Annotated in this window: 21 protein-coding genes; 11 read left to right on the forward strand and 10 right to left on the reverse strand. The window is 72.2% G+C overall.

Annotation, left to right across the window (positions count from 1 at the left end; genetic code table 11):
- Positions 1-16 precede the first annotated feature (16 nt).
- The 6 genes from OO60_RS24820 to OO60_RS24845 all read left to right on the forward strand — a co-directional run bounded on the left by OO60_RS24820 (position 17) and on the right by OO60_RS24845 (position 4,861).
- Positions 17-1,363 carry a ferredoxin reductase family protein gene (locus OO60_RS24820; protein WP_033262202.1) on the forward strand — a complete coding sequence of 449 codons (1,347 nt, stop codon included), beginning with the start codon at positions 17-19 and terminating at the stop codon, positions 1,361-1,363.
- 12 nt (positions 1,364-1,375) lie between these two features.
- Positions 1,376-1,867: an FMN-binding protein gene (locus tag OO60_RS24825; RefSeq protein WP_033262175.1), complete on the forward strand. Its 492-nt coding sequence runs from the start codon at positions 1,376-1,378 to the stop codon at positions 1,865-1,867.
- A complete protein-coding gene (locus tag OO60_RS24830) occupies positions 1,864-2,604 on the forward strand; it encodes an FAD:protein FMN transferase (RefSeq protein ID WP_004560697.1) in 741 nt (246 codons plus the stop codon). Before OO60_RS24825 ends, OO60_RS24830 begins: the two co-directional genes overlap by 4 nt.
- 64 nt (positions 2,605-2,668) lie before the next feature.
- Positions 2,669-3,049: a VOC family protein gene (locus tag OO60_RS24835; protein WP_004560695.1), complete on the forward strand. Its 381-nt coding sequence runs from the start codon at positions 2,669-2,671 to the stop codon at positions 3,047-3,049.
- Positions 3,046-3,870: a class I SAM-dependent methyltransferase gene (locus OO60_RS24840; protein WP_004560694.1), complete on the forward strand. Its 825-nt coding sequence runs from the start codon at positions 3,046-3,048 to the stop codon at positions 3,868-3,870. The genes OO60_RS24835 and OO60_RS24840 overlap by 4 nt, the downstream gene beginning before the upstream one ends.
- A gap of 13 nt (positions 3,871-3,883) precedes the next feature.
- Positions 3,884-4,861, forward strand: a complete 978-nt coding sequence (locus OO60_RS24845) for an asparaginase (protein ID WP_004560693.1) — start codon at positions 3,884-3,886, stop codon at positions 4,859-4,861.
- Positions 4,862-4,866: 5 nt separating this feature from the next.
- Here the strand turns inward: OO60_RS24845 and OO60_RS24850 are convergent, their stop codons facing one another.
- From OO60_RS24850 to OO60_RS24860, 3 genes are all read right to left on the reverse strand, one after another.
- Positions 4,867-5,346 (reverse strand): cysteine dioxygenase, encoded by a 480-nt coding sequence (locus tag OO60_RS24850; RefSeq protein WP_004560692.1) that lies wholly within the window; start codon positions 5,344-5,346, stop codon positions 4,867-4,869.
- Positions 5,347-5,525: 179 nt separating this feature from the next.
- Positions 5,526-6,542 (reverse strand): NAD(P)H-dependent glycerol-3-phosphate dehydrogenase, encoded by a 1,017-nt coding sequence (locus tag OO60_RS24855; RefSeq protein ID WP_004560691.1) that lies wholly within the window; start codon positions 6,540-6,542, stop codon positions 5,526-5,528.
- Positions 6,542-7,261: a lysophospholipid acyltransferase family protein gene (locus tag OO60_RS24860; protein WP_004560690.1), complete on the reverse strand. Its 720-nt coding sequence runs from the start codon at positions 7,259-7,261 to the stop codon at positions 6,542-6,544. Before OO60_RS24860 ends, OO60_RS24855 begins: the two co-directional genes overlap by 1 nt.
- Positions 7,262-7,530: 269 nt before the next feature.
- Here OO60_RS24860 and cofC point away from each other — a divergent pair, with 269 nt between their 5' ends.
- The 3 genes from cofC to OO60_RS24875 are packed head-to-tail and all read left to right on the forward strand — an operon-like array spanning position 7,531 to position 11,534.
- Positions 7,531-8,148 carry a 2-phospho-L-lactate guanylyltransferase gene (gene cofC / locus OO60_RS24865; RefSeq protein WP_004560689.1) on the forward strand — a complete coding sequence of 206 codons (618 nt, stop codon included), beginning with the start codon at positions 7,531-7,533 and terminating at the stop codon, positions 8,146-8,148.
- Between the two features lie 42 nt (positions 8,149-8,190).
- Positions 8,191-10,584, forward strand: coding sequence for an RNA degradosome polyphosphate kinase (locus tag OO60_RS24870; protein ID WP_205624267.1), 2,394 nt, complete (start codon positions 8,191-8,193; stop codon positions 10,582-10,584).
- On the forward strand, positions 10,581-11,534 hold the full coding sequence (locus OO60_RS24875; protein ID WP_004560687.1) for an NUDIX hydrolase: 954 nt from the start codon (positions 10,581-10,583) through the stop codon (positions 11,532-11,534). Before OO60_RS24870 ends, OO60_RS24875 begins: the two co-directional genes overlap by 4 nt.
- 316 nt (positions 11,535-11,850) lie before the next feature.
- Here the strand turns inward: OO60_RS24875 and OO60_RS24880 are convergent, their stop codons facing one another.
- The 4 genes from OO60_RS24880 to leuC all read right to left on the reverse strand — a co-directional run bounded on the left by OO60_RS24880 (position 11,851) and on the right by leuC (position 18,349).
- Positions 11,851-14,562 carry an AfsR/SARP family transcriptional regulator gene (locus OO60_RS24880; RefSeq protein WP_240490887.1) on the reverse strand — a complete coding sequence of 904 codons (2,712 nt, stop codon included), beginning with the start codon at positions 14,560-14,562 and terminating at the stop codon, positions 11,851-11,853.
- Between the two features lie 827 nt (positions 14,563-15,389).
- Complete coding sequence (locus OO60_RS24885; RefSeq protein ID WP_004560685.1) at positions 15,390-16,061, reverse strand: HU family DNA-binding protein; 672 nt, start codon at positions 16,059-16,061, stop codon at positions 15,390-15,392.
- 231 nt (positions 16,062-16,292) lie between these two features.
- Positions 16,293-16,895, reverse strand: coding sequence for a 3-isopropylmalate dehydratase small subunit (leuD, locus tag OO60_RS24890; RefSeq protein WP_004560684.1), 603 nt, complete (start codon positions 16,893-16,895; stop codon positions 16,293-16,295).
- Between the two features lie 20 nt (positions 16,896-16,915).
- Complete coding sequence (gene leuC, locus OO60_RS24895; protein ID WP_004560683.1) at positions 16,916-18,349, reverse strand: 3-isopropylmalate dehydratase large subunit; 1,434 nt, start codon at positions 18,347-18,349, stop codon at positions 16,916-16,918.
- Between the two features lie 142 nt (positions 18,350-18,491).
- On the opposite strand from leuC, the gene OO60_RS24900 reads away from it, so the two are divergent.
- Positions 18,492-19,193 (forward strand): IclR family transcriptional regulator, encoded by a 702-nt coding sequence (locus OO60_RS24900; protein ID WP_004560682.1) that lies wholly within the window; start codon positions 18,492-18,494, stop codon positions 19,191-19,193.
- A gap of 377 nt (positions 19,194-19,570) precedes the next feature.
- Complete coding sequence (locus OO60_RS24905; RefSeq protein ID WP_004560681.1) at positions 19,571-19,825, forward strand: hypothetical protein; 255 nt, start codon at positions 19,571-19,573, stop codon at positions 19,823-19,825.
- Positions 19,826-19,831: 6 nt separating this feature from the next.
- Here the strand turns inward: OO60_RS24905 and OO60_RS24910 are convergent, their stop codons facing one another.
- The 3 genes from OO60_RS24910 to OO60_RS24925 form a co-directional block, all read right to left on the reverse strand.
- A complete protein-coding gene (locus tag OO60_RS24910; protein ID WP_004560680.1) occupies positions 19,832-21,883 on the reverse strand; it encodes a glycoside hydrolase family 3 C-terminal domain-containing protein in 2,052 nt (683 codons plus the stop codon).
- 175 nt (positions 21,884-22,058) lie between these two features.
- Positions 22,059-23,051 carry a hypothetical protein gene (locus OO60_RS24915; protein ID WP_244885576.1) on the reverse strand — a complete coding sequence of 331 codons (993 nt, stop codon included), beginning with the start codon at positions 23,049-23,051 and terminating at the stop codon, positions 22,059-22,061.
- Positions 23,048-26,449, reverse strand: coding sequence for an AAA family ATPase (locus OO60_RS24925; protein WP_081911255.1), 3,402 nt, complete (start codon positions 26,447-26,449; stop codon positions 23,048-23,050). Before OO60_RS24925 ends, OO60_RS24915 begins: the two co-directional genes overlap by 4 nt.

Genomic DNA, 26,449 nt, shown 5'->3' on the forward strand with positions numbered 1-26,449 from the left:
AATCCGTGTGACCACCATGACGCAGACCGCCGAGGCCGCGCGCCCGGCGATCCGCCCCCGGATCGCCGCGAAATCCGGCCTCTTCCTCTTCCTCGGTGCTAACGTGGCCGCCGTCACGGTGCTGTTCGCGCAGGCCGGGCTGTCGCCGAACTCGCTGATCACGATCGGCCGCCTCGCCGGGCTGTACGGCGCGCTGGCGATGGCGTTCCAGTTGCTGCTGGTGGCCCGGCTGCCCTGGCTGGACCGCCGGATCGGGATGGACCGGCTCACCACCTGGCACCGCTGGACCGGCTTCACGATCCTGTGGACCCTGCTGGCGCACCTGGTGTTCATCGCGTTCGGCTACGCGGAGGTCGAGCGCCACGGCGTCGTCGACGAGCTGGTCGACATGGCCAACCAGCTCGAAGGCATCCTGCGCGCGCTGGTCGCCTTCGCGGTGATCCTCATCATCGGCGGGGCGTCGGCGAAGTTCGCGCGCAAGCGGCTCGCGTACGAGACGTGGCACTTCATCCACCTCTACACCTACGCCGCGGTGCTGCTGGCGTTCACCCACCAGCTCGCGCTCGGCACGTCGTTCGCCGGCTCGGAGTGGGCGAAGGCGTACTGGTGGACGCTCTGGCTCGGGGCCGGCGCGGCCGTCCTCGCCGGGCGCGTCCTGCTGCCGCTGTGGCGGAACCTGCGCCACCAGCTGCGCGTCACGGCGGTGGTTTCCGAGGCCCCGGACGTCGTTTCGGTGTACATGACCGGCAAGCACCTGGACAAGATGCCGGCCAGGGCGGGGCAGTTCTTCCTGTGGCGGTTCCTCACGAAGGACCGCTGGTGGCAGGCCAACCCCTTCTCGCTGTCGGCCGCGCCCGACGGCCGCACCCTGCGGCTGACCGCGAAGGCCCTCGGCGGGTCCAGCGCCGGGCTGCGCAACCTCCGGGTCGGGACGCGGGTGTTCGCCGAAGGCCCGTACGGCGCCTTCACGACGATCCACCAGAAGCAGCCCAACGCGCTGCTCGTGGCGGGCGGCGTCGGGATCACGCCGATCCGCGCGCTGCTGGAGGACATCGACGGCCACGTCGTCGTGCTGTACCGGGTGCGCACCCAGGCCGACGCGGTGCTGCTGCCGGAGCTGAACGAGCTGGCGAAGGCCCGCGGCGCCGTCGTGAGCGTCCTCACCGGACCGGACCAGGCGGTCGGGCCGCGCGGGGTGATGCTCGGGCCGGCGAACCTGCACATGATGGTGCCGGACGTGCACGAGCGGGACGTGTTCGTCTGCGGACCGCCGGGGATGACCTCGGCCGTGCTGCGCAGCCTGCGGGAGCTGAAGGTGCCCAACGCCCAGGTCCACGCCGAACGTTTCAGCCTCGCGGCCTAGGGGGACGCTTCCGTGAAGAAGACCATCTTCGTCGTCGCGCTGTCGGTAGCCGGGTTCATCGCCGTCTGGCGGTTCGAGCCGGGGCCGGTGCAGAACACCGCCGCTGTCGCGCAGGCACCGCCGCCGAGCGTCACCGCACCGTCCACATCGGCCGCTCCGGCGCCGTCCTCGTCCGCGCCGCCGGCGTCGGCCACTCCGTCCACTTCGGACGTTCCGTCCACCAGGGACACCACGAACGAGACGGTGACCACGCAGGGCAGCGCCGAGTCGAGCCGGTACGGCACCGTGCAGGTGCAGGTGACGTTCACCGGCGCCCGGCTCACCGCGATCACCCTGCTGCAGGCGCCGGACAGCGGCCGGTCGCTCACCGCGCTCCCGCGGCTGCAGGAGGAGGCGATCAAGGCGCAGAGCGCCGACATCGACACGATCACCGGCGCCACCGAAACGAGCGAGTCGTACAAGACGTCCCTGCAGGCCGCGATCGACGCGAGAGGCAACCGATGACGAACCGCGTCGAACAGGTGATGGGCCTGCCGATCTCCCTCGACCTGCGGGACGAGGGCGACTTCGCCGAGGTCGTCGACGACGTCTTCGCCTGGTTCCGGGACGTCGACGCCCGGTTCAGCCCGTTCAAGGAGGACAGCGAGGTCAGCCGGTACGACCGCGGCGAGCTGACGGCCGCCGAGCTGAGCGACGACCTCCTGGAGGTCCTGGAGCTCTGCGCGTACTACGAGCAGCTCTCCGGCGGCGCGTTCCGCGCGCGGCTGCCCGGCCGCGGCCTCGACCCGTGCGCCGTGGTGAAGGGCTGGGCGGTGCAGCGCGCCGCGGACATGCTGAAGGCCGAGGGCGCGACGACGTTCTGCCTCAACGCCGGCGGCGACGTCGTCACGGCGGGCGAACCGGAGCCCGGGCGGCCGTGGCGGGTCGGCGTGCGCCACCCCGAGCAGCCTCTGGCGGTGTGCGCGGTGCTGGAGTCGCGCAACGGCGCGATCGCGACGTCGGCGGCGTACGAGCGCGGTTCCCACATCCTCGACGGCCGCTCCGGCACGCCGGCGACGGGGCTGATGAGCGTCACCGTCGTGGCCGGGGATCTGGTGACGGCGGACGCGCTGGCCACCGCGGCGTTCGCGATGGGCGCGGAGGGCATCACCTGGGCCGCGGACCGGCCGGACTGCGAGATCCTCATCGTCGACGACAGCCGGCGCGTGCACCGGACGGCGGGCCTGGCGCTGGCGTCCTAAATCGGTCGCCCGCACCGGTCCGCTGGGGCCAGACTCGGGACGAAAGCCGTCATCGAGGAGTGCCATGCCTTCGTCCGTCCTGCACGTGTCCGTCGACTGCGCCGACCCGTACCAGCTGTGCCAGTTCTGGAGCGAGGTCACCGGGAAGCCGATCCCGGAGACCGGATCCCCGGGCGACGACGAGGTGGGCATCGAGCTCGAAGGCGGCATCGACCTGCTGTTCCTCAAGGTCCCGGAGCCGAAGACGGTGAAGAACCGCCTGCACGTGTGCCTGCAGCCGGACATCGCGCGCGACGACGAGATCGAGCGGATCCTCGGCCTCGGCGCGACGCTGGTGAACGACCTGCGCAACCCCGACGGCACCGGCTGGGCGGTACTCGCCGACCCCGAGGGCAACGAGTTCTGCGTGCTGCGCAGCGCGGCCGAGCGCGCCGCGACGTCGTGACCGGCTCGTTCGCGGTCAACAAGGCCAACTGGGACGAACGCGCGGTGTTGCACGCGGCGTCACCGGACTACGGTTTCGCCCGCTTCGCCGCGGATCCGGCGCACCTGAGCGACGTCGTGCGGTTCGACCGGCCGCGCCTGGGCGACCTCACCGGCCTGCGCGCGGTGCACCTGCAGTGCCACATCGGCACGGACACGGTGTCGCTGTCGCGGCTGGGCGCGTCCATGACGGGCCTGGACTTCTCGGGCGCGGCCCTGACAGCGGCCGGGCGGCTCGCCGCGGCGGCGGGCGCGTCGATCGACTTCCACGAGTCGAACGTGTACGACGCCGTCGAGGTGCTCGGCGCCGGGCGGTTCGACCTGGCCTACACCGGGATCGGCGCCCTGTGCTGGCTGCCTTCGGTGGCGCGCTGGGCGGCGGTGGTCGCCGGCCTGCTGCGGCCGGGCGGGCGGCTGTTCATCCGGGAAGGGCACCCGATGCTGTGGTCGCTCGACGAAACGGCGGACCCGGCGGTGCCGCGGTACCCGTACTTCGAGCACGCCGAGCCGCTGGTCTTCGACGACCCCGACACCTACGTCGCCGTCGACCGGCCGATCGAGCACAGCGTCACCCACTCGTGGAACCACGCGCTGGGCGAGATCATCACGGCGCTGCTGGACCACGGCCTGACGCTGACCGCGTTCACCGAACACGACAGCGTGCCGTGGAACGCGCTGCCCGGCCAGATGGTCCTCGACCAGGACAGCGGCGAATGGCGGCTGAAGGAAACGCCGTCCCGGCTCGCGGCGAGCTACACGCTCCAGGCGGTCAAGGGCGGCTGAATAAGGTGGCCGCATGCCCCTGATCGCCCTCGCCTCCCTCGGCGGCACCATCTCGATGGCCCCGGACGGCGCGGACGGCGGCGCCGTCCCGCGGCTCGGCGCGGCCGACCTGCTCGGCGGCCTCGGCGACCTGCCGATGGACGTGCTGGCCGAGACGCTGGCCGGGATCGGCAGCGCGTCGATGGACTTCGCGACGCTGCTGCGCTGCCGCGACTGGGGGCTGCGGCAGGACGCCGACGGGCTCGTCGTCGTCCAGGGCACGGACACCCTCGAGGAGACGGCGTACTTCCTCGACCTGACCTGGCCGTCCGAGATCCCGGTGGTGGTCACCGGGGCGATGCGCAACGCCGGGCTGTTCAGCCCGGACGGCCCGGCGAACCTGCGCAACGCCCTCACCGTGGCGGCCGACCCGCGTAGCCGCGGCCGGGGCGCGCTGGTGACGCTCAACGACGACGTCCACGCGGCGCGCTGGGTGCGGAAGGCGCATTCGAGCCGGCTGGACGCGTTCTCGTCGGCGCCCGCGGGGCCGCTGGGCATGGTCGTCGAGCACGCGGTGCACTGGTTCCACCCGTCGCCGCCGCGCCCGCCCGCGCTCACCGGCGTGGACTTCGGCGGCCTGGTCCCGGTGGTGGAAGCGGGCCTGGACGACTCGGGCGCGGTGCTTTCGTCCGTGGCCGCGCAGCCCGGTGTCCGCGGGGTGGTGGTCGCCGCGACGGGCGTGGGACACGTTTCGTCCGGCACGGCCGACGTGATCGCGCGGCTGGTGCCGTCGATCCCGGTGGTGGTCGCTTCGCGGACGGGCGCCGGTCCGACGCTGCGCTCGACGTACGGCTTCCAAGGCTCGGAGTCGAGCCTGATCGCGATGGGCGCGACGATGGCGGGCTGGCTGGACGCGCGCAAGGCGCGGATCCTGCTGCACGTGTTACTTGCTTCCGGCGCGGACCGCGACCGGATCGAGCGGGAGTTCCGCCGCCGCGGCGACCTGGACTGAGCGGCTCAGTCCGGGATCGGCCCCTCGACCGGGTCGAGGTGGTACGGGCGCATCGCGCGGCCCGCGTCACGGTAGACGTGGACCGAGATGGCCGGGTCCGGGCCGTCGTTGCGGACCTCGTGCACGTAGCCCGGGCCGAACACCCGCGACTGCCCGGCGGAAAGGGCGTGCAGCTCGGTGACCGCGCGGCCGTCCGGGGCGCTGCGCGCCACGGCCTCGGTCAGGTGGCCGCCGACCACGGTGAACGCGCCGCTGGCGAACGCGTGGTCGTGCAGGTCGGTGCGCTGGCCGGGCAGCCAGCTCATCAGCCACACCTCCTGCTGCTCGTCCTTCGCCACGAGCGTCGCGAAGCGCTCGTCGGGGTCGTAGCGCAGCAGGTGCCGCCAGCGGTCGCGGTCGGCGGCGACCTCGAGCGCGACGCGCACCGGGTGGCGCAGGGCGGGGTTTTCGGGACGCAGCAGCGTGTTGTCCGGAACGGCGAACATGAGGGTCCTCACGGGAAGGAAAAGGGTGTCGAGCTGGGCCGGGGCTGGGTTCACCGACAACAGCGACACGCGCGCACGTCGGAGCGGAGGGCCGTGCGGCCCCGCGACTCGGACATGGCGTACGCGAACATGCGACAAGATTCGCAGCCGCGTCCTTCCCGGTCAAGCCGTCCCACGGATCAGGACCATTCGTGTTTCCGGGACCGGCCGAGCAGCTCGGCGCCGGCCTGGCGGGGGTCGACGCCCTCGTGGCAGACGCGGTGCATGGCGTCGGTGATCGGCATGTCGACACCGAGGCTCTGCGCGAGGGCCCGGATCGACGAGCACGACATGACACCCTCGGCGACCTGCCCGCCGGCGGCCGCCTGCGCCTGCTCGAGGGTCTCGCCGCGGCCGAGGCGCTCCCCGAAGGTGCGGTTGCGCGAAAGCGGCGAAGAGCAGGTCGCGACCAGGTCGCCGACGCCGGCGAGCCCGGCGAACGTCAGCGGGTCGGCGCCGAGCTTCGCGCCGAGCCGGGCCATCTCGGCGAGCCCGCGGGTGATGAGCGTCGCCATCGTGTTGGTGCCGAGGCCGAGGCCGGCGGCCATGCCGGTGCTGAGCGCGATGACGTTCTTGCAGGCCCCGCCGAGCTCGCAGCCGACGACGTCGGTGTTGGTGTACGGGCGGAAGTAGGAGTTGGCGCAGGCCCGCTGGACGGCGACGGCGCGTTCGTGGTCGGCGCAGGCGAGCACGGAGGCGGACGGCTGCCCGGCGGCGATCTCCTTGGCCAGGTTCGGCCCGGTGACGACGACGACCTCGCCTCCGTCGATCCCGACGATCTCGCCGATCACCTCGCTCATCCGCTTGAGCGTGCCGAGTTCGACGCCCTTGGCGAGGCTGACCAGGATCGCCTCGGGCGGCAGCAGGTCACGCCACGACGTCAGGTTGGCGCGCAGGCTCTGGCTGGGCACGGCCAGGACGACGGCTTCGGCGTTCTTCGTCGCTTCCGCGGGATCGCTGGTGGCGGTGACGTTCTCCGGGAGGGTCACACCGGGCAGGTAGGCGCTGTTGGTGTGCCGGTCCCGGATGTCCTCGGCGACCGCTTCCCGGCGCGCCCACATCGTGACGTCCCGCCCGGCGTCGCCGAGCACCTTCGCGAAGGCAGTGCCCCAAGACCCGGCCCCGAGCACGGTGACCCGCTGCACGTCGGCGCGCATCAGGCCGGGTCCTCCGGCTTCGCGGCGGGCGGCTCCTCGTGCCGGATCTCGGCGAGCAGCCGGGTGACGTCGTCCATCATGATCTTGGTGACCTCACGCAGCTTCGACGCGCTGCGCGTGTTGCCGCCCCGGTAGGCGGAGAGGTCGATCGGGTCGCCGACGGAGTGCGTGATGGTCTTGCGCGGGAAGGGCGTGAACTTCTTGGTGTAGCCGTTGAAGATCTGGCTGGTGCCCCACCGCGCGATGGGGATGACGGGAACGTCGTTCTGCAGCGCGAGCCGGGCGGCGCCGGTGAAGGACTCCTTGGGCCAGCCGGCGGGATCCTTGGTGATGGTGCCTTCGGGGTAGATGACGACGATCTTGCCTGCTTCGAGGGCTTCGTGCGCAGCCTTGAGACTGTCCCCGGCGGCGGCCGACCCCCGCGAGACGGGGATCTGCCCGGACCCCCCGACGATCGGGCCGAGGATCGGCGCACGCAGCAGGCTCTCCTTGAAGAGGAACCGCGGAACCCGCTTCTGCCGGTGCACGAAGACGGCATCGACGGCGGGATCGAGGTGCGAGATGTGGTTCAGCACGAGCAGCGCGGGCCCCTGCCGCGGAATCTTTTCGGCCCCGACGTAGACCCGCCGCGCAATACCGGTGAGCGGGTAGAACAGTACGGCGGCGAACCCCACCCAGAAGCCACCCTTTTCACGCCGGGCCACGATCTCCTCCTCCATGTGCAACGTCCGGGCGTTGATCCTGCCGCGCCGGGCTCGGAGCAGTCCAGGGAGGGTGGGTTCGAGCTGCTCGGGAGCGGTTTCGGGGGTGCTCGGAGGGCTCGGAGGTCGTGCCCGAGTCGTCCGGGCTCGCTGCCAAAGCAGCCCCACCAGTCTCGGCAGTCCCAGCAGCCCACCCCCATCCCCAAGTTGTCCACAACACCCACCGCCTGTGGACAACCCGCCCCACCCCGCCACCCCCTCCCCGCCTTTCCGGTAAAGATGGACACGTGGACGTGGATCTGGTCGTGCCGATGAAACACCCCCGCGACGGCAAGTCGCGGCTGCGTGGTGCCGTCGCCGTGGAGCGGCATCCCGGGCTGGTTCTCGCCCTGGCCGCCGACACCCTCTCCGCCGTCGTCTCCGCCGGGCGGGTGCGGCGGGTGCTGCTCGTTGCCGCTGATCCGCTGGCCGTCGGGGAGCTCGCCGAGCTCGGGGTCGAGGTCGAGATCGTCGCCGAACCCGGCGAGCGGTCCCTCAACGCCGCCTTCCGCCACGGTGAGGCCCTGCTCAAAGCCGACGATCCGGGCGCCGTCGTCGGCGCGCTGCAAGCCGATCTTCCCGCCCTGACCGCCGGTGATCTGACCGCCGCCCTCACCGAGGCCGCCGGCCGGCGGGCCTTCGTCGCCGATCGGCAAGGCACCGGCACCACCCTCCTGCTGGCCGCCCCCGGTGAGCCCCTCGACCCGCGGTTCGGGCCCGGCTCGGCCCGGCAGCACGCCGCGTCCGGCGCGATCCCCCTGCGCCAGGCCCTGCCGAGCCTGCGCAGCGACGTCGACACCCCCGATGATCTCGCCCACGTGCGTGCCCTCGGTGTCGGAAAACACACCGCCGAGCTGTTCACCTGACCTTCACCGCGGCCTGCGCAATCCGGCGCGGCTTAGTGAAGAATGGGGGCCGTGAGCACAGACGACGGCGGCACGCCCGCACCGCGGAGGCGACGGAACCCGGCGAACGAATCTTCGGAGACGGCGAAGAAGACGACCGCCCGGGCGAACGCGGCCAAACCGGCCGCAGCCAAGAAGGTCCCGTCGAAGTCCACGGCGCGCGACACCGCCGCCCGTGCCACCGCCGGCAAGGCGCGCCCCCGCAAGACCACCGCCGCGGCGGCCACCCCGGGGACGACCCGGCGCCGCAGTGCCACGCAGGGCAACGCCCGCAACGCCGAGGAGTTCCGGGCCGTCCCGTCGGCGCCGCCCGCGGTCACCACCGCGCCCACCGCCGTCGAGACGCTGCCGGACGACCGGTACTTCAACCGCGAGCTCTCGTGGCAGGACTTCAACGCCCGCGTGCTCGCGCTGGCCGAGGACGAGTCGCAGCCGCTGCTGGAGCGGGCCAAGTTCCTCGCCATCTTCGCGTCCAATTTGGACGAGTTCTACATGGTGCGCGTCGCCGGGCTGAAGCGCCGCGACGAGACCGGCCTGCTGGTCCGCAGCGCGGACGGCCTCACCCCGCGCGAGCAGCTCGGCTACATCGCCAAGCGCAACCAGGACCTGGTCGAGCGGCAGACCGGCGCGTTCGAGAAGCACCTGCGCCCGCAGCTGGCCGAGGAGGACATCCACATCGTCGGCTGGGCCGACCTGGCCGGCGCCGACCAGCTCCGGCTGTCGAGCTACTTCTCCGAGCAGATCTTCCCGGTGCTGACGCCGCTGGCCGTCGACCCGGCGCATCCGTTCCCCTACATTTCGGGCCTTTCGCTCAACCTCGCGGTGACGGTCCGCGACCCGGAGGGCGGCACCGAGCGCTTCGCCAGGGTGAAGGTACCGAGCAACGTGCCGCGCCTGATGCGCGTCGAGACCGAGCGGACCAGCCGGACGGCGACGTTCCTCCCCCTCGAAGAGCTCATCGCCGCCCACCTGGGCGAGCTGTTCACCGGCATGGACGTCACCGAGCACCACGTCTTCCGCGTCACCCGCAACGCCGACTTCGAGGTCGACGAGGACCGGGACGAAGACCTCCTGCAGGCCCTCGAGCGCGAGCTGGCGCAGCGCCGCTTCGGCCCGCCGGTGCGTCTCGAGGTCGCACAGGACATGAGCGAGCACATGCTCGAGCTGCTGCTGCGCGAGCTGGACGTCGACCCGGCCGACGTCGTCGAGGTGCCGGGCCTGCTCGACCTGACCTGCCTGCACCAGCTGTCCGCTGTGGACCGCAAGGAGCTGAAGGACCGGCCGTTCGTCCCGGCGACGCACCCGGCGTTCGGCGAGCGCGAGACGCCGAAGAGCGTGTTCGCGACGCTGCGCGAGGGCGACGTGCTGGTGCACCACCCGTACGACTCGTTCTCGACCAGCGTGCAGCGGTTCATCGAGCAGGCCGCGGCCGACTCGAAGGTCCTCGCGATCAAGCAGACGCTGTACCGGACGTCCGGTGACTCCCCGATCGTCGACGCCCTGATCGACGCCGCGGAGGCGGGCAAGCAGGTCGTCGCGCTGGTGGAGATCAAGGCGCGGTTCGACGAGCAGGCGAACATCACCTGGGCGCGGACGCTGGAGCGCGCGGGCGTGCACGTCGTGTACGGCCTGGTCGGGCTGAAGACGCACTGCAAGGTGTCGATGATCGTCCGCCAGGAGGGCTCGACCATCCGCCGCTACTGCCACATCGGCACCGGCAACTACAACCCGAAGACGGCGCGGCTCTACGAGGACATCGGCCTGTTCACCGCCGACCCGAGCATCGGCGCGGACGTCACCGACCTGTTCAACGTGCTGACCGGCTACTCGCGCCAGGACACGTACCGGACGATCCTGACGTCGCCGCACGGCATCCGCCGCGGCATCGTGCGCGCGATCGGTGAGGAGATCGAGCTGGCGCGGGCCGGGCAGGACGCCGGGATCCGGATCAAGTGCAACTCGCTGGTCGACGAGCAGGTCATCGACGCGCTCTACCACGCGTCGCAGGCCGGGGTGCCGGTCGAGATCGTGGTGCGCGGGATCTGCACGCTCAAGCCCGGCGTCGAAGGGCTGTCGGAGAACATCCACGTCCGCTCGATCCTCGGCCGGTTCCTGGAGCATTCGCGGATCTTCAACTTCCGCGCCGGCGGCACGCACTGGATCGGCAGCGCGGACATGATGCACCGCAACCTGGACCGCCGGATCGAGGCGCTGGTCCGCGTGAAGGACCCGAAGCTGACGGCGCAGCTGGACAACATCTTCGACTCGGCGCTGGACCCGGCAACGCGCTGCTGGGTGCTGACCGAGAGCGGCGAGTGGTCGCCGTTCCCGGCCGACGGCTCCCGCGTGCGCGACCACCAGCTGGAGCTGGCGAAGCTGCACGGGGCCGCCGGATGACCCAGGAGGTACGGGCGGCCGGCGCGGTGCTGTGGCGCGTCGCCGGAGGGGAGACGGAAGTCGCCCTGGTCCACCGCCCGCGGTACGACGACTGGTCACTGCCGAAGGGAAAGCTCGACCCGGGCGAGACGATCGCCGAGGCGGCGGTCCGCGAAGTGCGTGAGGAGACGGGGTTCACCGCAGTCCTGGGCCGCTACCTGACCCGGTCGGCGTACCCGGTGCCGTCGAAGAACGGCGCCGGCACGGTGCCGAAGACGGTCGACTACTTCGCGGCGGAAGCGGTCTCCGGCAAGTTCACCCCGAACGACGAGGTCGACGAGCTCCGCTGGCTCGAACCGTCGGCGGCCGAGAAGGCACTGACACGCCCCGAGGACGTGCGGGTGCTGCGATCGTTCTGCGAGCTACCGGTGGGCCTGACAACGGTGCTGCTGGTCCGCCACGCAAAGGCGGGCAAGCGCGACGAGTGGTCAGGCGACGACGACCTCCGCCCCCTGTCGGAGGCAGGCCAACGCCAGGCGGCGGCCCTGCGCAGGGTGCTGACGCTGTTCGGACCGAGCCGGGTGCTGTCGGCCCCCCGGCTGCGCTGCGTGCAGACGGTCCACGGAGTGGCGGAGGACGTGGGCACCGAGGTGCGCCACGAACCGCTGTTGTCGGAAGAGGGCTACTGGCCGGACCCGGTCCTGGGCGTGGCCCGCTTGCTGGCCTTGGCGGGCGACGGCGGAACACCGGTGGTGTGCAGCCAGGGCGGAGTGATCCCCGACCTGGTGAGCGCCTTGGCCGACCGCGACGGAGTGGAGATCCCGGCGGCAAGGGCCGGAGTGGTCCCGAGCAAGAAGGGCTCGTTCTGGGTGTTGTCGTTCCGCCGACCAACGACAAAGGAAGGCCCCCTGCTCATGGCAGCGGACTACCACCCAAGCGCCTTACCAGCCCCATCACCAAGCCACTCCTGACGGACCACCACCAACTCCCAACGCAACCGCCGACGCACAACGGGACCACAACGCCACCCAGGCCCCCCGCAACCCCGATCCGAAGCCAGAACACGGCCGGCGGCACCGGGTCAAGGCACGCTTTCCCGCCTTGACGCGGTGCCGCCGGCCGTAGTCACAATCAGGCTTCGGGGTGGCGGGACGCCCGAACCGGCGGCTTGAATAGCCACGATCGAGGCCCGCGTCGAGAAACCCAGAAACCCGCTAACCACACAAGACAGCGGTGTGACAGTCGATCTTGGTGTACTGGATCAGGGTCCCGCTGGGCTGCGCCGGGCTAGGGGTACGGCGCATCCCCGGGCGAGGGGTTTTCTGTCGGCACCGTGGCCAGCAGGGCTTGGATCTCCGCGACGCGAGGGTCGCCGAGGCGCTGGCTGACCGTCAGCGCCTCGGCCCAGTGACCGCTCGCTTCCCGGTCCCGGCCCATGCGGTGCTTGAGGCGGCCGAGGGTGATCTGGACGTCGATCGTGCCGTAGTCGGCGTTCAGTTCCTTCAGCTCGGCGAGGGCGGCGAGCCCGGCGCTTTCCGCCTCGTCGTGCCGGCCGGCGCCTTCGAGGGCCTCGGCGACGTTCCCGAGCGCCAGCGCCGCGTGGTAGCGGTCGCCGAGTTCCGCGAATGCCTCGTGGGCGGCCTGGGCCGCTTCGGCCGCGTGGTCGTAGTCGCGCAGGCCGATGCGGCTGGCGCTGACGTTCAGCAGCGCGTGCGGGACGAACGTGCGCTGGCCGTTGTCGCGGGCCAGCCGCACCGCCTGGAGCGCGTGGCGTTCCGCTTTCGCGTATTCGGCGCGGACGTAGTAGGCGCCGGCCAGGTTGGACAGGATCGCCACCGTCAGCGCCGTGCCGTCGCCGGCCTCGGACGCCGCGCGCGCTTCCTCCAGGGCTTCGAGCGCCTTGTCGGGCTGCAGCGTGCGCAGGTAGGCCGAGCCGAGGTTGTTGGCGCTGTACTGCAGCCCGGTGTTGTCGCCGGCGTCGCGGGCGGCGGCGACCGCCGTGCGCGCGGTGGTGATCCAGTCGTCACGGTCGTGGCGTTCGGCAAAGAAACCGCGCAACAGCCACGCCAGCTTCCAGGCGTGCGCGGTCCAGCCGTGGCCGGCGGCGATGCCGACCAGCGCCGTCAGTGCCTGGCGTTCGGTCGTGTACCAGGCGATCGTCTGCTCGTGCTGTGCGAAGCGGACGGCGGGCAGCGGCGCCGGGTCGAGCGTGATGTCCTCGGTGAGCAGGTCGGGGCGGACGAGTTTGTTCGCTTCGGCGACGCTCGCGAGGTACCAGTCGAGGAGCCGGCGCAGCGCGGCTTCGCGCTCGGCCGCGGTCGTTTCCGTTTCGACGAGTTCGGCGGCGTAGACGCGCAGGAGGTCGTGGAACTGGTATCGGTCGGTGCCGGGCTGGTTGAGCAGGTGGGCGGCGGCGAGCTGGTCGGCGAGTTCGCGGGCTTCGCGCAGGTCGGCACCGGCGAGGGCGGCCGCCGACGACAGCGTGAAGCCGTGGCCGGGGTGGAGGCCGAGCAGCCGGAAGAAGCGGGCGGCGGCCGGGCGCAGGGCCTTGTACGACCAGGAGAACGCGGCCCGCAGATCGGTGCCGGCGTCCTGCGGGTCGCGGAGGGTGTCGAGCCGCAGCCGCTGGTCACGGAGTTCTTCGACGATTCCGGCGAGCGAAACGCCGGAGAACCGGGAAGCGCGTTCTCCGGCCAGCGCCAGCGCCAGCGGCAGCCGCCCGCAGAGCTGCACGAGTTCGGCGACGGCGTCGGGCTCGGCGGCGAGCCGTTGTGACCCGACGCTGCCGGCGAGCAGCGCGGTGGCGTCGCGGTCGTCGAACGAGCGCAACGCGATGCGGCGGGCGCCGTCGCGGGCGACGAGGCCGCGCAGCTGGTTCCGGCTGGTCACCACGACCAGGTTGCCGGGCCCCGGCAGCAGCGGGCGGACCTGGTCGGCGTCGCGGGCGTTGTCGAGCAGCATGAGGGTGCGGCTGCCCGCCAGCCTGCTGCGCAGCAGCGCCGACCGTTCCTCCACTGTGGAAGGCAGGGTCTCGGCCGGGACGCCGAGGGCGCGGAGGAAGCCGGCCAGCGCGGCGCCGGGCGTGACCGGGGTGCCGGCGGAGTGCCCGCGCAGGTCGAGGAACAGCTGGCCGCCGGGGAAGCGGTCGCGGACGCGGTGGGACCAGTGCACCGCCAGCGACGTCTTCCCGACACCGGCGGTGCCCTCGATGACGACGATGCCGGAGGCGCCACCGGGCGGCAGCCGGTCGAGTTCGGCCAGTTCGGGGCCGCGCCCGGTGAAACCGGCGACGTCGAAGGGCAGCTGCCGCGGCACGGTGTGGACGGCCGGATCGGCATCGGCGGCGAGCAGTTCGGCGTGCAGGCGCCGAAGGTCTTCACCCGGTTCGACGCCGAGTTCGTCGGCCAGCAACGCGCGCAGCCCGGCGTAGCGCGCCAGCGCTTCGGCGCGGCGCCCGGACCGGGCGAGGGCGCGCACCAGCCGTTCCCACAGGGATTCCCGCAGCGGGTGCTGCGCGACCAGGTCGGTCAGTTCGGCGACGAGCCGCGCATCGGGGACGAGCCCGGCATCGAGATCGATGCGCTGTTCGACGGCGAAGAGGTACCGCTCGGTCAGCAGGGGCCCCCATTCGGCGGCCAGCGCGGGAGAACCGACGCCTTCGAGCGGAACCCCACCCCAGCCACCGAGGGCGGCGGTGAGCAGTTCCCGCCGCTGGGCGGGTTCGGCGGCGGCCGCGGCCTGGTCGAGGGTGTGGAGGAAGCGCAGGGCGTCCACCCGGGACGGGTCGACGACCAGCCGGTAGCCGTCCGGTTCGGTGACGACGGTGTCTTCGCCGCAGAGCCGGCGCAGGCGCATGACGTAGGTTTGCAGGCTGCCGCGGATGTGCGCGGGCGGAGTCTCCCCCCAGACCCCACGGGCGAGGGCATCGATGGAGACGAGCCGCCCGGCGGAGAGGGCGAGGGTGGCGAGCAGCGCACGTTGCCGGGAACTGGTCAGCACGACCGGCGAACCGTCGACGAGCACCTGGAACGGGCCGAGCAGCCGGATGTCGATGGTGGTCGCCCCCAGGTTCGCCTCGCCCCGCCGGCCCCGCCGGACGCGGGCCAGGAGGGCAGCGTGGCATCACTCGGCCGGGCGCTCAAGCAACTTTGGGAAATTGGACGGAACCGGTCCCGGAGTAGAGGTTGGGCCGAGCGGGTGACGAGCGGCGCCGGTTCGGGGGCGAGCGCGGGCGATGGGTGACTTTGGGCGATCACTGGCGCGCGCGAGTGGGGGTGGGTTGGCGCGCCGGGACAGTCGGCTCGCGTACCCGGGCAGTCGGTTTGCGCGCCAGACGGCCGGTCCACGTTCGCAGGCGGCCGGCTCGCCCTTCGGGGCGCTCGGCTCGCGTACCCCGAGAGTCGCCTCGCGTACCTGGGCGGTCGGCCCGCGTACCCCGACGGTCGATTCGCGTACCGGGAGGGTCGAGTCGCTTGGCCAGGCGGGCGGGTTCGCGCGCCCTGAGCTCGGTTCGCCCGCGGCCATTCGCTTCGCCAACCGACCGCCAAAGTACGCGAGCCGACCGGCTGAGTTCGCGAGCCGACCGTCCGGGTACGCAAGCCGACCCGTTGAGTACGCAAGCCGACCGCCTGGGTACGCGAGCCGCCCGAGTCCGCGGATCGTCTGGCGGCGTGGATCGCTTTCGCCCACCGGCGCCCTGGATATGCGGCAGGGCCCCGCGCACGTCGCGCGGGGCCCCGTCGAATCATTGCTCGCCCAACAGGAGGTAACCCCCCAGGGGACCCCCTGATTTCACGTTACCGCAGGGGTCCGACAGTTTCGGCCGGTCAGGCCTTCTTCGCCGCGGTGGAGGTCCGCTTGGCCGGTGCCTTCGCCGTGGTCGTCTTGCGAGCCGTAGTGGTCTTCGCCGCCGTGGCCGGCTTCGCCGCCGTTGTCTTCGCTGCCGTCGTCTTCGCCGCCGTTGTGCGAGCCGTCGTCGACTTGGCCGGCGTCGCCTTCGGGGCCGCCTTCGCGCGAGTTGTCGTCGCCTTCGGGGCCGCCTTGGTTGCCGTTGTCCTCGTCGTTGCCGGCTTCGCCGCCGCCGTGCGCGTGCGCGTTGTCGTCGTCCTCGTTGCTGCCGGCTTGGCCGCCGTCGTGCGGGACGTCGTTGCGCGCGTTGTCGTGGCCGCCGCTGCGCGGGTGCTCGTCGTGCGCTTTGCCGGTGTTGCCTTCGGCAGCTTCTTCGCGCCGGAAATGACGTCCTTGAACGTGGTTCCGGCGCGGAACGCGGGCACGTTCGTCTTCTTCACCCGCACCGCTTCGCCGGTGCGCGGGTTGCGGGCCGTCCGGGCCGCGCGGGCGCGCTTTTCGAACACGCCGAAGCCCGTGATGTTGACCTTTTCGCCCTTGTTGACCGTCCGGATGATGATGTCGACCAGACCGTCGACCGCCTCGGAAGCGGCCTTCTTGTCGCCCAGGCGCTCCGTCAGCGCCTCGATCAGCTGGGCCTTGTTGGCCATGTCCAGTCCTCCAGGAAGGCTCCACGGCCGCGTCGGCCGACTAGCGACACGGTATTACCAAGGCAGCACAAATTCCAAACGGTACGCGGAACTTTCCCTTGTCCCGGGACGGGTTCCGCCTCGCGCAACGCCCCGGTAACGGGGCTCGCGGAGGGCCGTTCGGCGTGGGTTGGAACAATCCGGAAAGGGGCGGGATCCCTTCTCCGGCAAGGGATCCCGCCCCGGAACGGATCAGCCGGCGGTCACCGGCGTCGTCGTCGGCTTCCAGGACGGGCGGCTCGCCTCGAAGCTGTCGATCTCACCGGCATGGCGCAACGTGAGAGCGATGTCGTCGAGGCCTTCCAGCAGCCGCCAGCGGACGTAGTCGTCGATCTGGAAGGGCGCGGTGAAGTCCTTGGCCCGCACGGTCTTGGTCTCGAGGTCGACCGTGACCTCGGTGCCGGGCTCGTTCTCCAGCAGCTTCCAGAGCAGTTCGACGTCGTGCTGCTCGCACTGGGCCGCCACCAGGCCGCCCTTGCCGGAGTTGCCGCGGAAGATGTCGGCGAACCGGGCGGAGATGACGACCTTGAAGCCGTAGTCCATCAGCGCCCAGACAGCGTGCTCGCGGGAGGAACCGGTTCCGAAGTCCGGGCCCGCGACCAGCACGCTTCCGTTCCGGAACGGCTCGGAGTTGAGGATGAAGTCCTCGTCGCCGCGCCAGGCCGCGAACAGGCCGTCCTCGAAGCCGGTCCGGGTCACCCGCTTGAGGTAGACCGCGGGGATGATCTGGTCGGTGTCCACGTTGGACCGGCGCAGCGGGACGCCGACGCCGGTGTGCTGGGTGAACGGTTCCATGGCAGTAGCTCCTCGGGTGGTCAGCGGGCGGCGGTCAGCAGGTCTTCCGGCGACGACAGCGTGCCCCGGACGGCCGTCGCGGCGGCCACCAGCGGCGACACCAGGTGCGTCCGGCCGCCCTTGCCCTGCCGGCCCTCGAAGTTGCGGTTCGACGTCGACGCGCTGCGCTCCCCCGGCTTCAGCTGGTCCGGGTTCATGCCGAGGCACATCGAGCAGCCCGCCTGGCGCCACTCCGCGCCCGCCTCGGTGAAGATCTGGTCGAGCCCCTCGGCCTCGGCGGCCTTGCGGACCCGCATCGAGCCGGGAACCACCAGCATCCGGACCGAGTCCGCCACCTTCCGCCCCCGCAGCACCTCGGCCGCGGCCCGCAGGTCCTCGATCCGGCCGTTGGTGCACGACCCGAGGAAGACGGTGTCCACGGCGATCTCCCGCAGCGGCGTGCCTGGCTTCAAGTCCATGTAGGACAGGGCTTTTTCAGCGGCGATGCGGTCGTTCTCGTCCGGGATCAGCTCCGGGTCGGGCACCTCGGCGCCCAGCGGGAGCCCCTGGCCGGGGTTGGTGCCCCAGGTCACGAACGGCGTCAGCTCGCTCGCGTTCAGGTGCACCTCGGCGTCGAACTCGGCACCCTCGTCGGTGCGCAGCTGCCGCCAGTTCTCGACCGCCGCGTCCCAGTCCGCGCCCTGCGGCGCGTGCGGACGGCCCTTCAGGTAGGCGAACGTCGTCTCGTCCGGGGCGATCATCCCGGCGCGGGCGCCGGCCTCGATCGACATGTTGCAGACGGTCATCCGCGCCTCCATCGAGAGCGCCTCGATGGCCTGGCCGCGGTACTCCAGGATGTAGCCCTGGCCACCGCCGGTGCCGATCTTCGCGATCACCGCGAGGATGATGTCCTTCGCCGTGACGCCGGGCCGCAGCTCGCCGTCGACCGTGATCGCCATCGTCTTGAAGGGACGCAGCGGCAGCGTCTGGGTGGCGAGCACGTGCTCGACCTCGGACGTGCCGATGCCGAAGGCGATGGCGCCGAACGCGCCGTGCGTGGAGGTGTGGCTGTCGCCGCAGACCACGGTCATGCCGGGCTGGGTCAGGCCCAGCTGCGGGCCGATGACGTGCACGATGCCCTGCTCGACGTCACCCATCGGGTGCAGCCGGACCCCGAACTCCCGGCAGTTGCGGCGAAGGGTGTCGACCTGGGTGCGCGAGACCGGATCGGCGATGGGGAGCTCGATGTCGACGGTCGGGACGTTGTGGTCCTCGGTCGCGATGGTCAGATCGGGGCGGCGCACCGGCCGCCCGGCCAGGCGGAGGCCGTCGAAGGCCTGCGGGCTGGTGACTTCGTGCAGCAGGTGGAGGTCGATGTAGAGCAGATCCGGTTCGGCGCCTTCGCCTCGGCGCACGAGGTGGCTTTCCCACACCTTCTCCGCCAGCGTGCGGGCCTTGCCGGTCGGGCTGGTCATCTCCGGCTCCTTCCACGGTTCGTCGACGAACTCGGGCGCGCACCTGCGAACGGGATGCGAGCCGCGGAGGAAGGGCGCAGCTCGAGTTCAGGGTTTTCCCAGATGCTGGACTTCCCAAAGTGCGGGACGCTAGTATCGGGTCGTGGGACAGCATAGCGGTATCGGAGTACTGGACAAAGCAGTGGCCGTCCTGCAGGCGGTCGCGGACGACCCCTGCGGCCTCGCGGAACTGTGCACGCGAACGGGCCTGCCCCGCGCCACCGCCCACCGGCTCGCGGTCGGCCTGGAGGTGCACCGCCTGCTGCGCCGAGGTCCGGACGGCCGCTGGCGCCCCGGCACGGCACTGGCCGAGCTGGCGGGCGGTTCGACGGACCCCCTCCTCGACGCGGCGGGCGTGGTCCTGCCGAAGCTGCGCGACGTGACGGGCGAAAGCGTCCAGCTGTACCGCCGCGACGGCGTCCAGCGAGTGTGCGTCTCGACGGCCGAGCCGCCGAGCGGCCTGCGCGACACGGTCCCGGTGGGTTCCAGGCTCCCGATGACGGCCGGCTCGGGCGCAAAGGTACTGGCGGCCTGGGCGGACCCGCACACCCAGCGCACAATCCTGGCGGACGCGGTCTTCGGCGAGCGAACGCTCCTCGAGGTGCGAAGGCGCGGCTGGGCGCAGAGCGTGGCAGAGCGCGAGCCAGGAGTGGCAAGCATCTCGGCCCCGGTACGCGACTCGGCAGGCACGGTGGTGGCAGCGGTCTCGGTTTCGGGCCCGATAGAGCGCATCGGCCGCAAACCAGGAGCCCGCTGGGCAGCAGACCTACTGGCAGCAGCAGACGCACTGCAGGAGCGCCTGTAAGCCCACGGGAGACGGCAACGAAACGGCCCCCCAACGGCACCCAGCCGCCCCCGCCCCACCGAAGACAACGACCGGACGGGACCACAAGGACACCCAGTCCCCCCGCAACCCCGATCCGAAGCCAGAACACGGCCGGCGGCACCGGGTCAAGGCACGCTTTCCCGCCTTGACGCGGTGCCGCCGACCGTAGTCACAATCGGGCTTCGGGGTGGCGGAACACCAAACCGGCGGCTTAAGGGTGGCGGAACACCCAACCGGCGGCCTCAGATGACATCCAGGTCACCCCCATGCCCCTATTCGGGTGACCCTCCCCAAAACGGCGTACTCAGTGACCCGAGTCACGTCTCCTAACCAACAGCACTACAAAGGGGGAGACCATGATCACCGAACTGAATCGCCGCGCGCTGGCGATGCTCCGAGCCGTCGGAGCCGGGCGAGCCGAGCTGACCTGCAGCTGCGAACCCGACCTCCGCGTAGACGGCCTGCCGTGCTGCGACCAGGCCACCGCCCACCAGCTGGCGCGGGCCGGGCTGATCCGCCCGGCACGGGTCGTCGCCGTGGGCCAGTGGACCCGGGCCGAGCTCACCGCCGACGGCCGCCGAGCCCTCGGCACCACCCTCGCCGCCGCCTGACGAACCTCAGCGACGCACCGAAGCCTGCAGTGGCAGCGAGCGGGAAGAGTCACCAACGGACACGGTGAACCCTCCACGCACCGCCTGCCACGCGTGCCGCCCGGTGTCCCAGACTGAGAAATCACGCGCGTCCAGCCGAATCGTCACCCGCTGAGACTGACCCGGCGCGAGCGACACCCGCGAGAACCCCTTCAGCTGCCGCGGCGGCTCCCCCGCAGAAGCCGGGAACCCCAGGTAGAGCTGCGCAACCTCAGCACCATCCCGCTGCCCCGTGTTCCGCACAGTGAACGTCGCCGTAGCGCCGTCCCCGGTGGAGCGCACCTTCAGGTCCGAGAAGGCGAACGTCGTGTACGACAGGCCGTAGCCGAACGGGAACAGCGGCGCGCGCCCCTGCGCGTCGAACCAGCGGTAGCCGACCTGCAGCCCCTCCGAGTACGTCGCCACGCCGTCGACACCGGGGTACTGCGCCGGCGTGTTCGCCGGGGTGTCGGCGTCCGCCGCCGGGAACGTGATCGGCAGCTTCGCCGACGGGTTGACGTCGCCGAAGAGCACGCCCGCCACCGCCGCGCCGTCCTGCTGGCCGGGGTACCACGCCTGCAGGATCGCCGGCACCCGCGACGCCCACGGCATGAGCACCGGGCCGCCGCTCTTCACCACGACCACGGTGTGCGGGTTCGCGTCGGCGACCGCCGCCACCAGTGCGTCCTGGTTGCCGTCCAGGGCGAGGCTCGGCCGGTCCTTGCCCTCGGCCTCGTTGTCCCCGACCATCACGACGCTGACGTCGGCGGTCCGGGCCAGCGCGGCCGCCCTGGCCACATCGCTGCCGTCGTCCAGGGTCACCACGGCACCGGGAACGCGCTGCTGCAGGCCCGGCCGCGGGTCCACTGTGGACGTCGGGATGACAGCCGAGCTGCCCCCGCCGCCGGTCTTGGCCTTGGTGGCGAACGGCCCGATGAGCGCGATCGACCGCACGCCCGCGTCGAGCGGGAGCTGGGCGTGTTCGTTGCGCAGCAGCACCATGCCGCGTTCAGCGAACTCCTTCGCGGCGGTGTCGTGCTGCGCGGTGGGCAGCGGGGTGAGCACCGGCGGGTGGTCGAACTGGCCGAAGGCGAACATCGTGCGGAACCGCGGCAGCAGCAGCTCGTCGACGCGCTTCTCGGTGACCTGCCCGGCCAGCACGGCCTGCTTCAGCTTGTCGCCGTACCAGGTGCCGTCGATCATTTCGAGGTTCATGCCCGCGTTCGCCGAGCCGACGGTGCTGTGCGCGGCACCCCAGTCGGACTGGACGAACCCCTTGAACCCCCAGTCGTCGCGCAGCTTGCCCTGCAGCAACGCCGGGTTCTCGCACATGAACACGCCGTTGATCTTGGGGAACGCGCACATCACCGAGCCCGCGTGCCCTTCGGTCACCGCCTGCTCGAAGTGCGGCAGGTAGATCTCGTTGAAGGTGCGCTCGTCGATGTGCTCGTCGATGGTGAAGCGCTGGGTCTCCTGGTTGTTCGCCGCGTAGTGCTTGACCTCGGCGATGGTGCCGTTCTCCTGGATGCCGCGGATGTCGGCGGCGGCCAGCGTGCCCGCGAGCACCGGATCCTCCCCCATGCCCTCGAACGTCCGGCCGTTGCGCGGGACGCGGGCCATGTTGATGTCCGGCCCTTCGGACACGTTGTGCGCGAGCGCGCGGGTCTCGTCGCCGACCAGGCGGCCGTACCGGCGGGCGAGGCCGGTGTCGAACGTCGACGCCAGCGCCATCGTGGCCGGCAGCGCGGTCGCCGGTTTCTGCGGTTTGTCGTCGGCCGGGCCCATGCCGGCCGGGCCGTTGGCGATCCGGAACCCGGGCACGCCCAGCCGTGGGATCGGCGGCACGAACCGCTGGTGCTCGGCGTCGGGCTGCAGGTGCAGCTGGGAGATCTTCTCGTCGAGCGTCATCGCGGCGACGAGCTCCGCGGCCCGGCGGTCGGGTGACTGGCGGGCGTCACGCCAGGGCTGCCCGGCCGCGGCCGCCGGCGTCGCCGCCGACAACCCCAGGACCACGACGAGAACCAGCGGGCCGTAGCGCATCGAGTCTCCCTCGCCATCGAACGGGACCAACGGCGGCCAAGCTAACCCATACGTGACAAGGAAACATAGACTCGATCGCGTTCACGTACTTGAATCCGCGATTGGACTCGACCATTTCCCCGGCTCAAGGCGGAGAAGAGGCGCGGCGAGTGGCGCCGAGAAAACCCTGATCGGCCTAACGGGCGGCGGCCAGCCGCAGCGCCCGGTACACGAACTGCTGGTCGCCGAGGCGGTGCCGCAGGTCCCGCTCCAGCCCGGCGATCGGGTACAGGTTCTGCGGCGCCCGCGAGTCCTTGTAGGGGACGGACGCGAACCGCCCCAGCACCGACTGCGTCAGGTTGGCCAGCTCCGCCACCTCCGCGCGTCCGAGGTGCGGCGCCGCCTCCACGCGCACGACCCCCGACCACGGCGGGCCGCCCGCCGACGGCAACCGCAGGTACCACGAGTGCCGCACCCAGGTCGTGCCCATCAGGAACACCGGCGTGCGCTGGTGCGCGCCGAGCCGGCCGACGAGGGAGTTGAGCTCGCCGGGCAGGTACGTCGTCTGGTGGCTCTTGATGAACCCGACGGTCCGCTCGAGGTGCGCCCGGCCGCGCAGCGGGCCGTCCACGACCAGCAGGTCGCCGCGGACGTGGCCGGCGATCGCGGTGCGCGCCCGGATCGCCGTCTCCAGCTCGGTTTCGGCCAGCTGCTCCTGCAACGCCGACGACAGCACCACCGGCAGCGGCTTGTCCTCCTTGGCCGCCGCGCGGTGCGCGGTGTAGATCCCGGCCGGGGTGGCGATGTCGTCCGCGCGCGGGGCGACCGTGAACAGCCCGCGCCGGACGTCGGTGCCCACGACGTGCGCCCGCCCGTCGCAGCAGCACACGACCCCGGCCGCGTAGGACGCGCAGATCCCGATGGACGCCGAGTTCGTCCCGGCCGGGTCGTCGATCCAGACCCGCGCGTCGATCCGCCGGACGCCGTCGACGAAGCACACCGCCTCCGGCGGCGACACCGGCGACGGGTCGATCGGCGCCCACTCGCCCGCCGGGACCTCGACGTCCAGCTCGACCTCGGCCTGGGACCGGCCGAGGTCCTCGGCCTCCATCGAGCTGCCGTAGCCCGGGTCCCAGGCGTCGATGCTGAAGTTCATCCCGGCCACCGTATTGAATTGCTGAACGGTCACGCGCCCTCCCTGGCGATGTGCGAGCCGGCGCCGTCCCTGGTCACCAAGAACCGCACCGGGACGCGCTCGGCGAGCGCCGGCACGTGCGTGATCACCCCGACCATCCGGCTGCCGCCGGCGGCGAGGTTCTCCAATGTGGACGCCACGACGTCGAGGGTGGCCTCGTCCAGCGTGCCGAACCCTTCGTCGAGGAAGATCGACTCCAGCCGGGTCGCGCCCTCCGCGGCCATCGCGCCCAGCTGCGAAGACAGCGCGAGGGCTAGCGAGAGCGACGCCTGGAACGTCTCGCCGCCGGACAGCGTCTTCACCGGGCGGCGGGCGTCGGCCTCGTTGTGGTCCACCACCAGGAAGTCGCCCTTGTCGTGGGTCAGCTCGAACTGGCCGCCGGACAGCTCCAGCAGCGACGCCGACGCCTCGGCGACCAGCGTGTCGAGCGCCCCGGCGATCAGCCAGCGCGGGAACTTGTCGGAGCGCAGGAGATCCGCGAGCAGCCGCGCGACCTGGGCGTCGGACTCCGCGGCCGCGATGTCGCCCTGCAGCCCGGCCACCCGGGCGACGCGCCGCTGCAGCTCCGCGTGGTCGGCGTCCGCGCGGGCCTTGGCGGCCGCGACGGCGACCGGGACGCGATCCCGCACCGGCCCGTCCGGCACGGCGACGCCGAGCGCGGTGACGTCGTCGGCGACGGCGCGTTCGGCCACGCGCAACGCTTCGGCGGCCTCGCTCTCCGCGGTCGTCGCCGCGGCCAGCCGGTCGCGGTGGGCGCCCGCCTGGCGCGCGGCCCATTCCGTGAGCGCGGTCCAGGCGTCCAGCAGGCTTTCGCCGTCGATCGGTGGCGCGCCGAGGCGGACCAGCGGATCTCGCGCGCGGGACAGGCGTTGCCGCTCGGCCTCGACCTGGGCGCCGATGCCCTCCTGCGCTTCCGCCGCGCGTTTCGCGGCCGCCCGCGCGGTTCGCAGGTCCGTGTCGGCGGCCTTCGCGGCTTGTTCAAGCGAAGCGACCTTCGCGAGCTGCTCGGTGACGACTTCGGCCGACGGCGCGCCGGCCAGGATTTCGACCAGTTCGCCGTGGCGGCGGCGGGCGTTCGCCCACCCGGTGCTCGCCGACTGCTCGGCCAGCGCCGCCTCTTCCGCCCGCTTCCGCCGTTGGTCGGCACTGCGTTCGGCGGACATGAGGTCGTCGGCCGCGACGGCGGCTTCCTTGCCCGCGGCTTCGGCCGCCGCCTCCAGGGAAGCCAGGACCGTGCGGCGTTCGTCCAGCGCGGAAGCCGCCCACGTGGTCAGGGCCCGCCAAGCCGCCGGGACGTCGTCGGCGTCCACGGCCGGCGCGCCCAGCTCGACCAGGGGATCCCGGGCCGCCCGCAGCGCTTCCCCGGCCGCCGCGACGGACTTCCCGAGCACGTCGGCATCCTGCTGGGCCGCCGCTCGTTCGGCGCGGGCCGCGGCGAGTTCCGCGTCCGCCACGCGAGCCGCCTCGGCGACGCGGGCGCGGGCGTCGATCGTCGCGGACAGCCATTCCCCTCGTTCCCGCACGGCGGTGACGAGGTCCGCGTAGTCCTGCTCCGAAAAGGTGGCCTCGACCGGGCGTTGCAGCACCACCGACTCGGGCGGCCCGTCGACGGTCACGAGCGCGGCACGCAGTTCTTCCGCCTGTGCGGCCGCGGCCGCGCTCGCGTCGGCGTCGCGATCCGCCGCGCGCTCCAGCTTGCGCAGCGCGGACTCGGCGGCCGCGCGCTCCCCTTCCGCGCGCTCGAGGCGATCCTTCGCCTCGGCCAGGTGGGCGTGGCCGCCCGCGTCCGGCAGCGTCGAGACCTGCTGCTCGCACACCGGGCACGGGTGCCCGACGGCGAGCCCGGCCCGCAGCACCAGGGCCTGCCCGGTGCGTTCGGCTTCGGCCAGTGCGGCCTTCGCCTCGGTGACTTCGGCGTCGGCACGCGCGAAGGCGGTTCGCGCGCCTTCGAGCTCCTTCCGGCGCGCTGCCTGCTCCGGCGCGGCCTTCCGTTGCGCGTCGCACACCGTATAAAGCGTGCGGGCGTCGGAGCGGGCGGCGGCGAGCGGGGCGACGTCGGGCTGCGCCGCCAGCGCCGCGCGCGCTTCGGCGTCGGCGGCCTCGGCCGCGCCGAGCCGGGCGGTCGCGTCCGCCGTGCGTTTCGCCACCCGCGCCGCTTCCGCCGTCAGGTCCCCAAGCTCGGCGGGCGCCTTCAACCCGGCCAGGCGGTCGCGGTCCTGCCGGGCCTTCGCGGCTTCGGCGGCGGCGTTCTCGGCCGTGCGGGCCGTGGTGTCCCGGTTCTTCCGGGCCGCTTCGACGATCGACACCGCTTCGGCGACCGCGGCGGCAGCGACGTCTTTGGCCTGCGTTGCCGCCTTTGCGGCTTCCGCCAGGCCCGGGAGCGCCTGCTCGGTCGCGGCGAGTTCCGTGCGGTCGGCCCGGATCCGCTCCAGCTCGCTTCGCGCGGGCGCGGCGGCGAGGGCGGCCCGGGCGGCTTCGTCCGCCGTTTCCGCCGCCTCCAGCCCGGCCCGGGCTTCCGTCGCCGCCTCCGCCGCGCTCCGGCGCCGGGTTTCGAGGTCTTCGACGCCGTCCGGGCGCTCCACCGCGTCGAGGACGCTCAGCTCCTGCGTCAGCGTGGCGACGTGCTGGCGGGCTTCGTCGTGCGCGCGTGCCGCGTCGTGCAGCCCCGGCAGCGCCGCGTTCACCCGGGCGTCCAGCTCCGCGAGCGCGGTCATCCGCGCGGCCAGTTCCCCCACGGCTTCTTCGGTGGCGTCGGCGTAGCTGCCGAGTTGCTCGGTGAGCACGGCGGCCCGCTGCTTCTGCTGCTCCGCCGTCACGCCCGCGCGGCGGCCGATCCGCTCGTAGACCTCCAGGCCCAGCAGCTTGATGAGGATCTTCTGCCGGTCGGCGGCCTTCGCGTGCAGGAACTCCGCGAAGTCGCCCTGGGGCAGCGCGACGCAGGTGCAGAAGTGCTTGAACGTCAACCCGAGCAGGCGTTCGATCGCCGGGGTCACCTCGGAGTCCGCGGCGATCGCCTCGGCGTCGTCGTCCGGACCGCCCAGCGCGGCGGGGTCGGCGAGCTGTTCCAGGCGGACGTTCTTCACGCTGACCGTGGGTTTCTTCCCGCCGCTGCGCCGGACTTCGCGCACGACGTGGTAGCGCGCGCCGCCGGCGTCGAAGACCAGCCGCACGGTCGCGCGGTTCACCGTCGGCGCCAGCGCGGGCGCGACGAGACCTTCGTGGTCCCAGCGGGCGACGGACCCGTAGAGGGCGAAGGTGAGCGCGTCGATCACGGTGCTCTTGCCCGCGCCGGTCGGGCCGACGAGCGCGAAGTAATCGGTGTCCTCGAAGCTGACTTCGGTCTTCTCGCGGAAGGACGCGAAGCCGGTCATCTCCAGCAGCACAGGCCGCAT

Source organism: Amycolatopsis vancoresmycina (assembly GCF_000716785.1).
Lineage (GTDB): Bacteria > Actinomycetota > Actinomycetes > Mycobacteriales > Pseudonocardiaceae > Amycolatopsis > Amycolatopsis vancoresmycina.

Bases quoted from the DNA above. Each gene is read 5' to 3' on its own strand.
- OO60_RS24820 (WP_033262202.1), top strand. From the start codon at position 17: ATGACGCAGACCGCCGAGGCCGCGCGCCCGGCGATCCGCCCCCGGATC.
- OO60_RS24830 (WP_004560697.1), top strand. From the start codon at position 1,864: ATGACGAACCGCGTCGAACAGGTGATGGGCCTGCCGATCTCCCTCGAC.
- OO60_RS24835 (WP_004560695.1), top strand. From the start codon at position 2,669: ATGCCTTCGTCCGTCCTGCACGTGTCCGTCGACTGCGCCGACCCGTAC.
- OO60_RS24845 (WP_004560693.1), top strand. From the start codon at position 3,884: ATGCCCCTGATCGCCCTCGCCTCCCTCGGCGGCACCATCTCGATGGCC.
- OO60_RS24850 (WP_004560692.1), bottom strand. From the start codon at position 5,346: ATGTTCGCCGTTCCGGACAACACGCTGCTGCGTCCCGAAAACCCCGCC.
- OO60_RS24855 (WP_004560691.1), bottom strand. From the start codon at position 6,542: ATGCGCGCCGACGTGCAGCGGGTCACCGTGCTCGGGGCCGGGTCTTGG.
- OO60_RS24860 (WP_004560690.1), bottom strand. From the start codon at position 7,261: ATGGAGGAGGAGATCGTGGCCCGGCGTGAAAAGGGTGGCTTCTGGGTG.
- OO60_RS24870 (WP_205624267.1), top strand. From the start codon at position 8,191: ATGGGGGCCGTGAGCACAGACGACGGCGGCACGCCCGCACCGCGGAGG.
- OO60_RS24875 (WP_004560687.1), top strand. From the start codon at position 10,581: ATGACCCAGGAGGTACGGGCGGCCGGCGCGGTGCTGTGGCGCGTCGCC.
- OO60_RS24885 (WP_004560685.1), bottom strand. From the start codon at position 16,061: ATGGCCAACAAGGCCCAGCTGATCGAGGCGCTGACGGAGCGCCTGGGC.
- leuD (WP_004560684.1), bottom strand. From the start codon at position 16,895: ATGGAACCGTTCACCCAGCACACCGGCGTCGGCGTCCCGCTGCGCCGG.
- leuC (WP_004560683.1), bottom strand. From the start codon at position 18,349: ATGACCAGCCCGACCGGCAAGGCCCGCACGCTGGCGGAGAAGGTGTGG.
- OO60_RS24905 (WP_004560681.1), top strand. From the start codon at position 19,571: ATGATCACCGAACTGAATCGCCGCGCGCTGGCGATGCTCCGAGCCGTC.
- OO60_RS24910 (WP_004560680.1), bottom strand. From the start codon at position 21,883: ATGCGCTACGGCCCGCTGGTTCTCGTCGTGGTCCTGGGGTTGTCGGCG.
- OO60_RS24925 (WP_081911255.1), bottom strand. From the start codon at position 26,449: ATGCGGCCTGTGCTGCTGGAGATGACCGGCTTCGCGTCCTTCCGCGAG.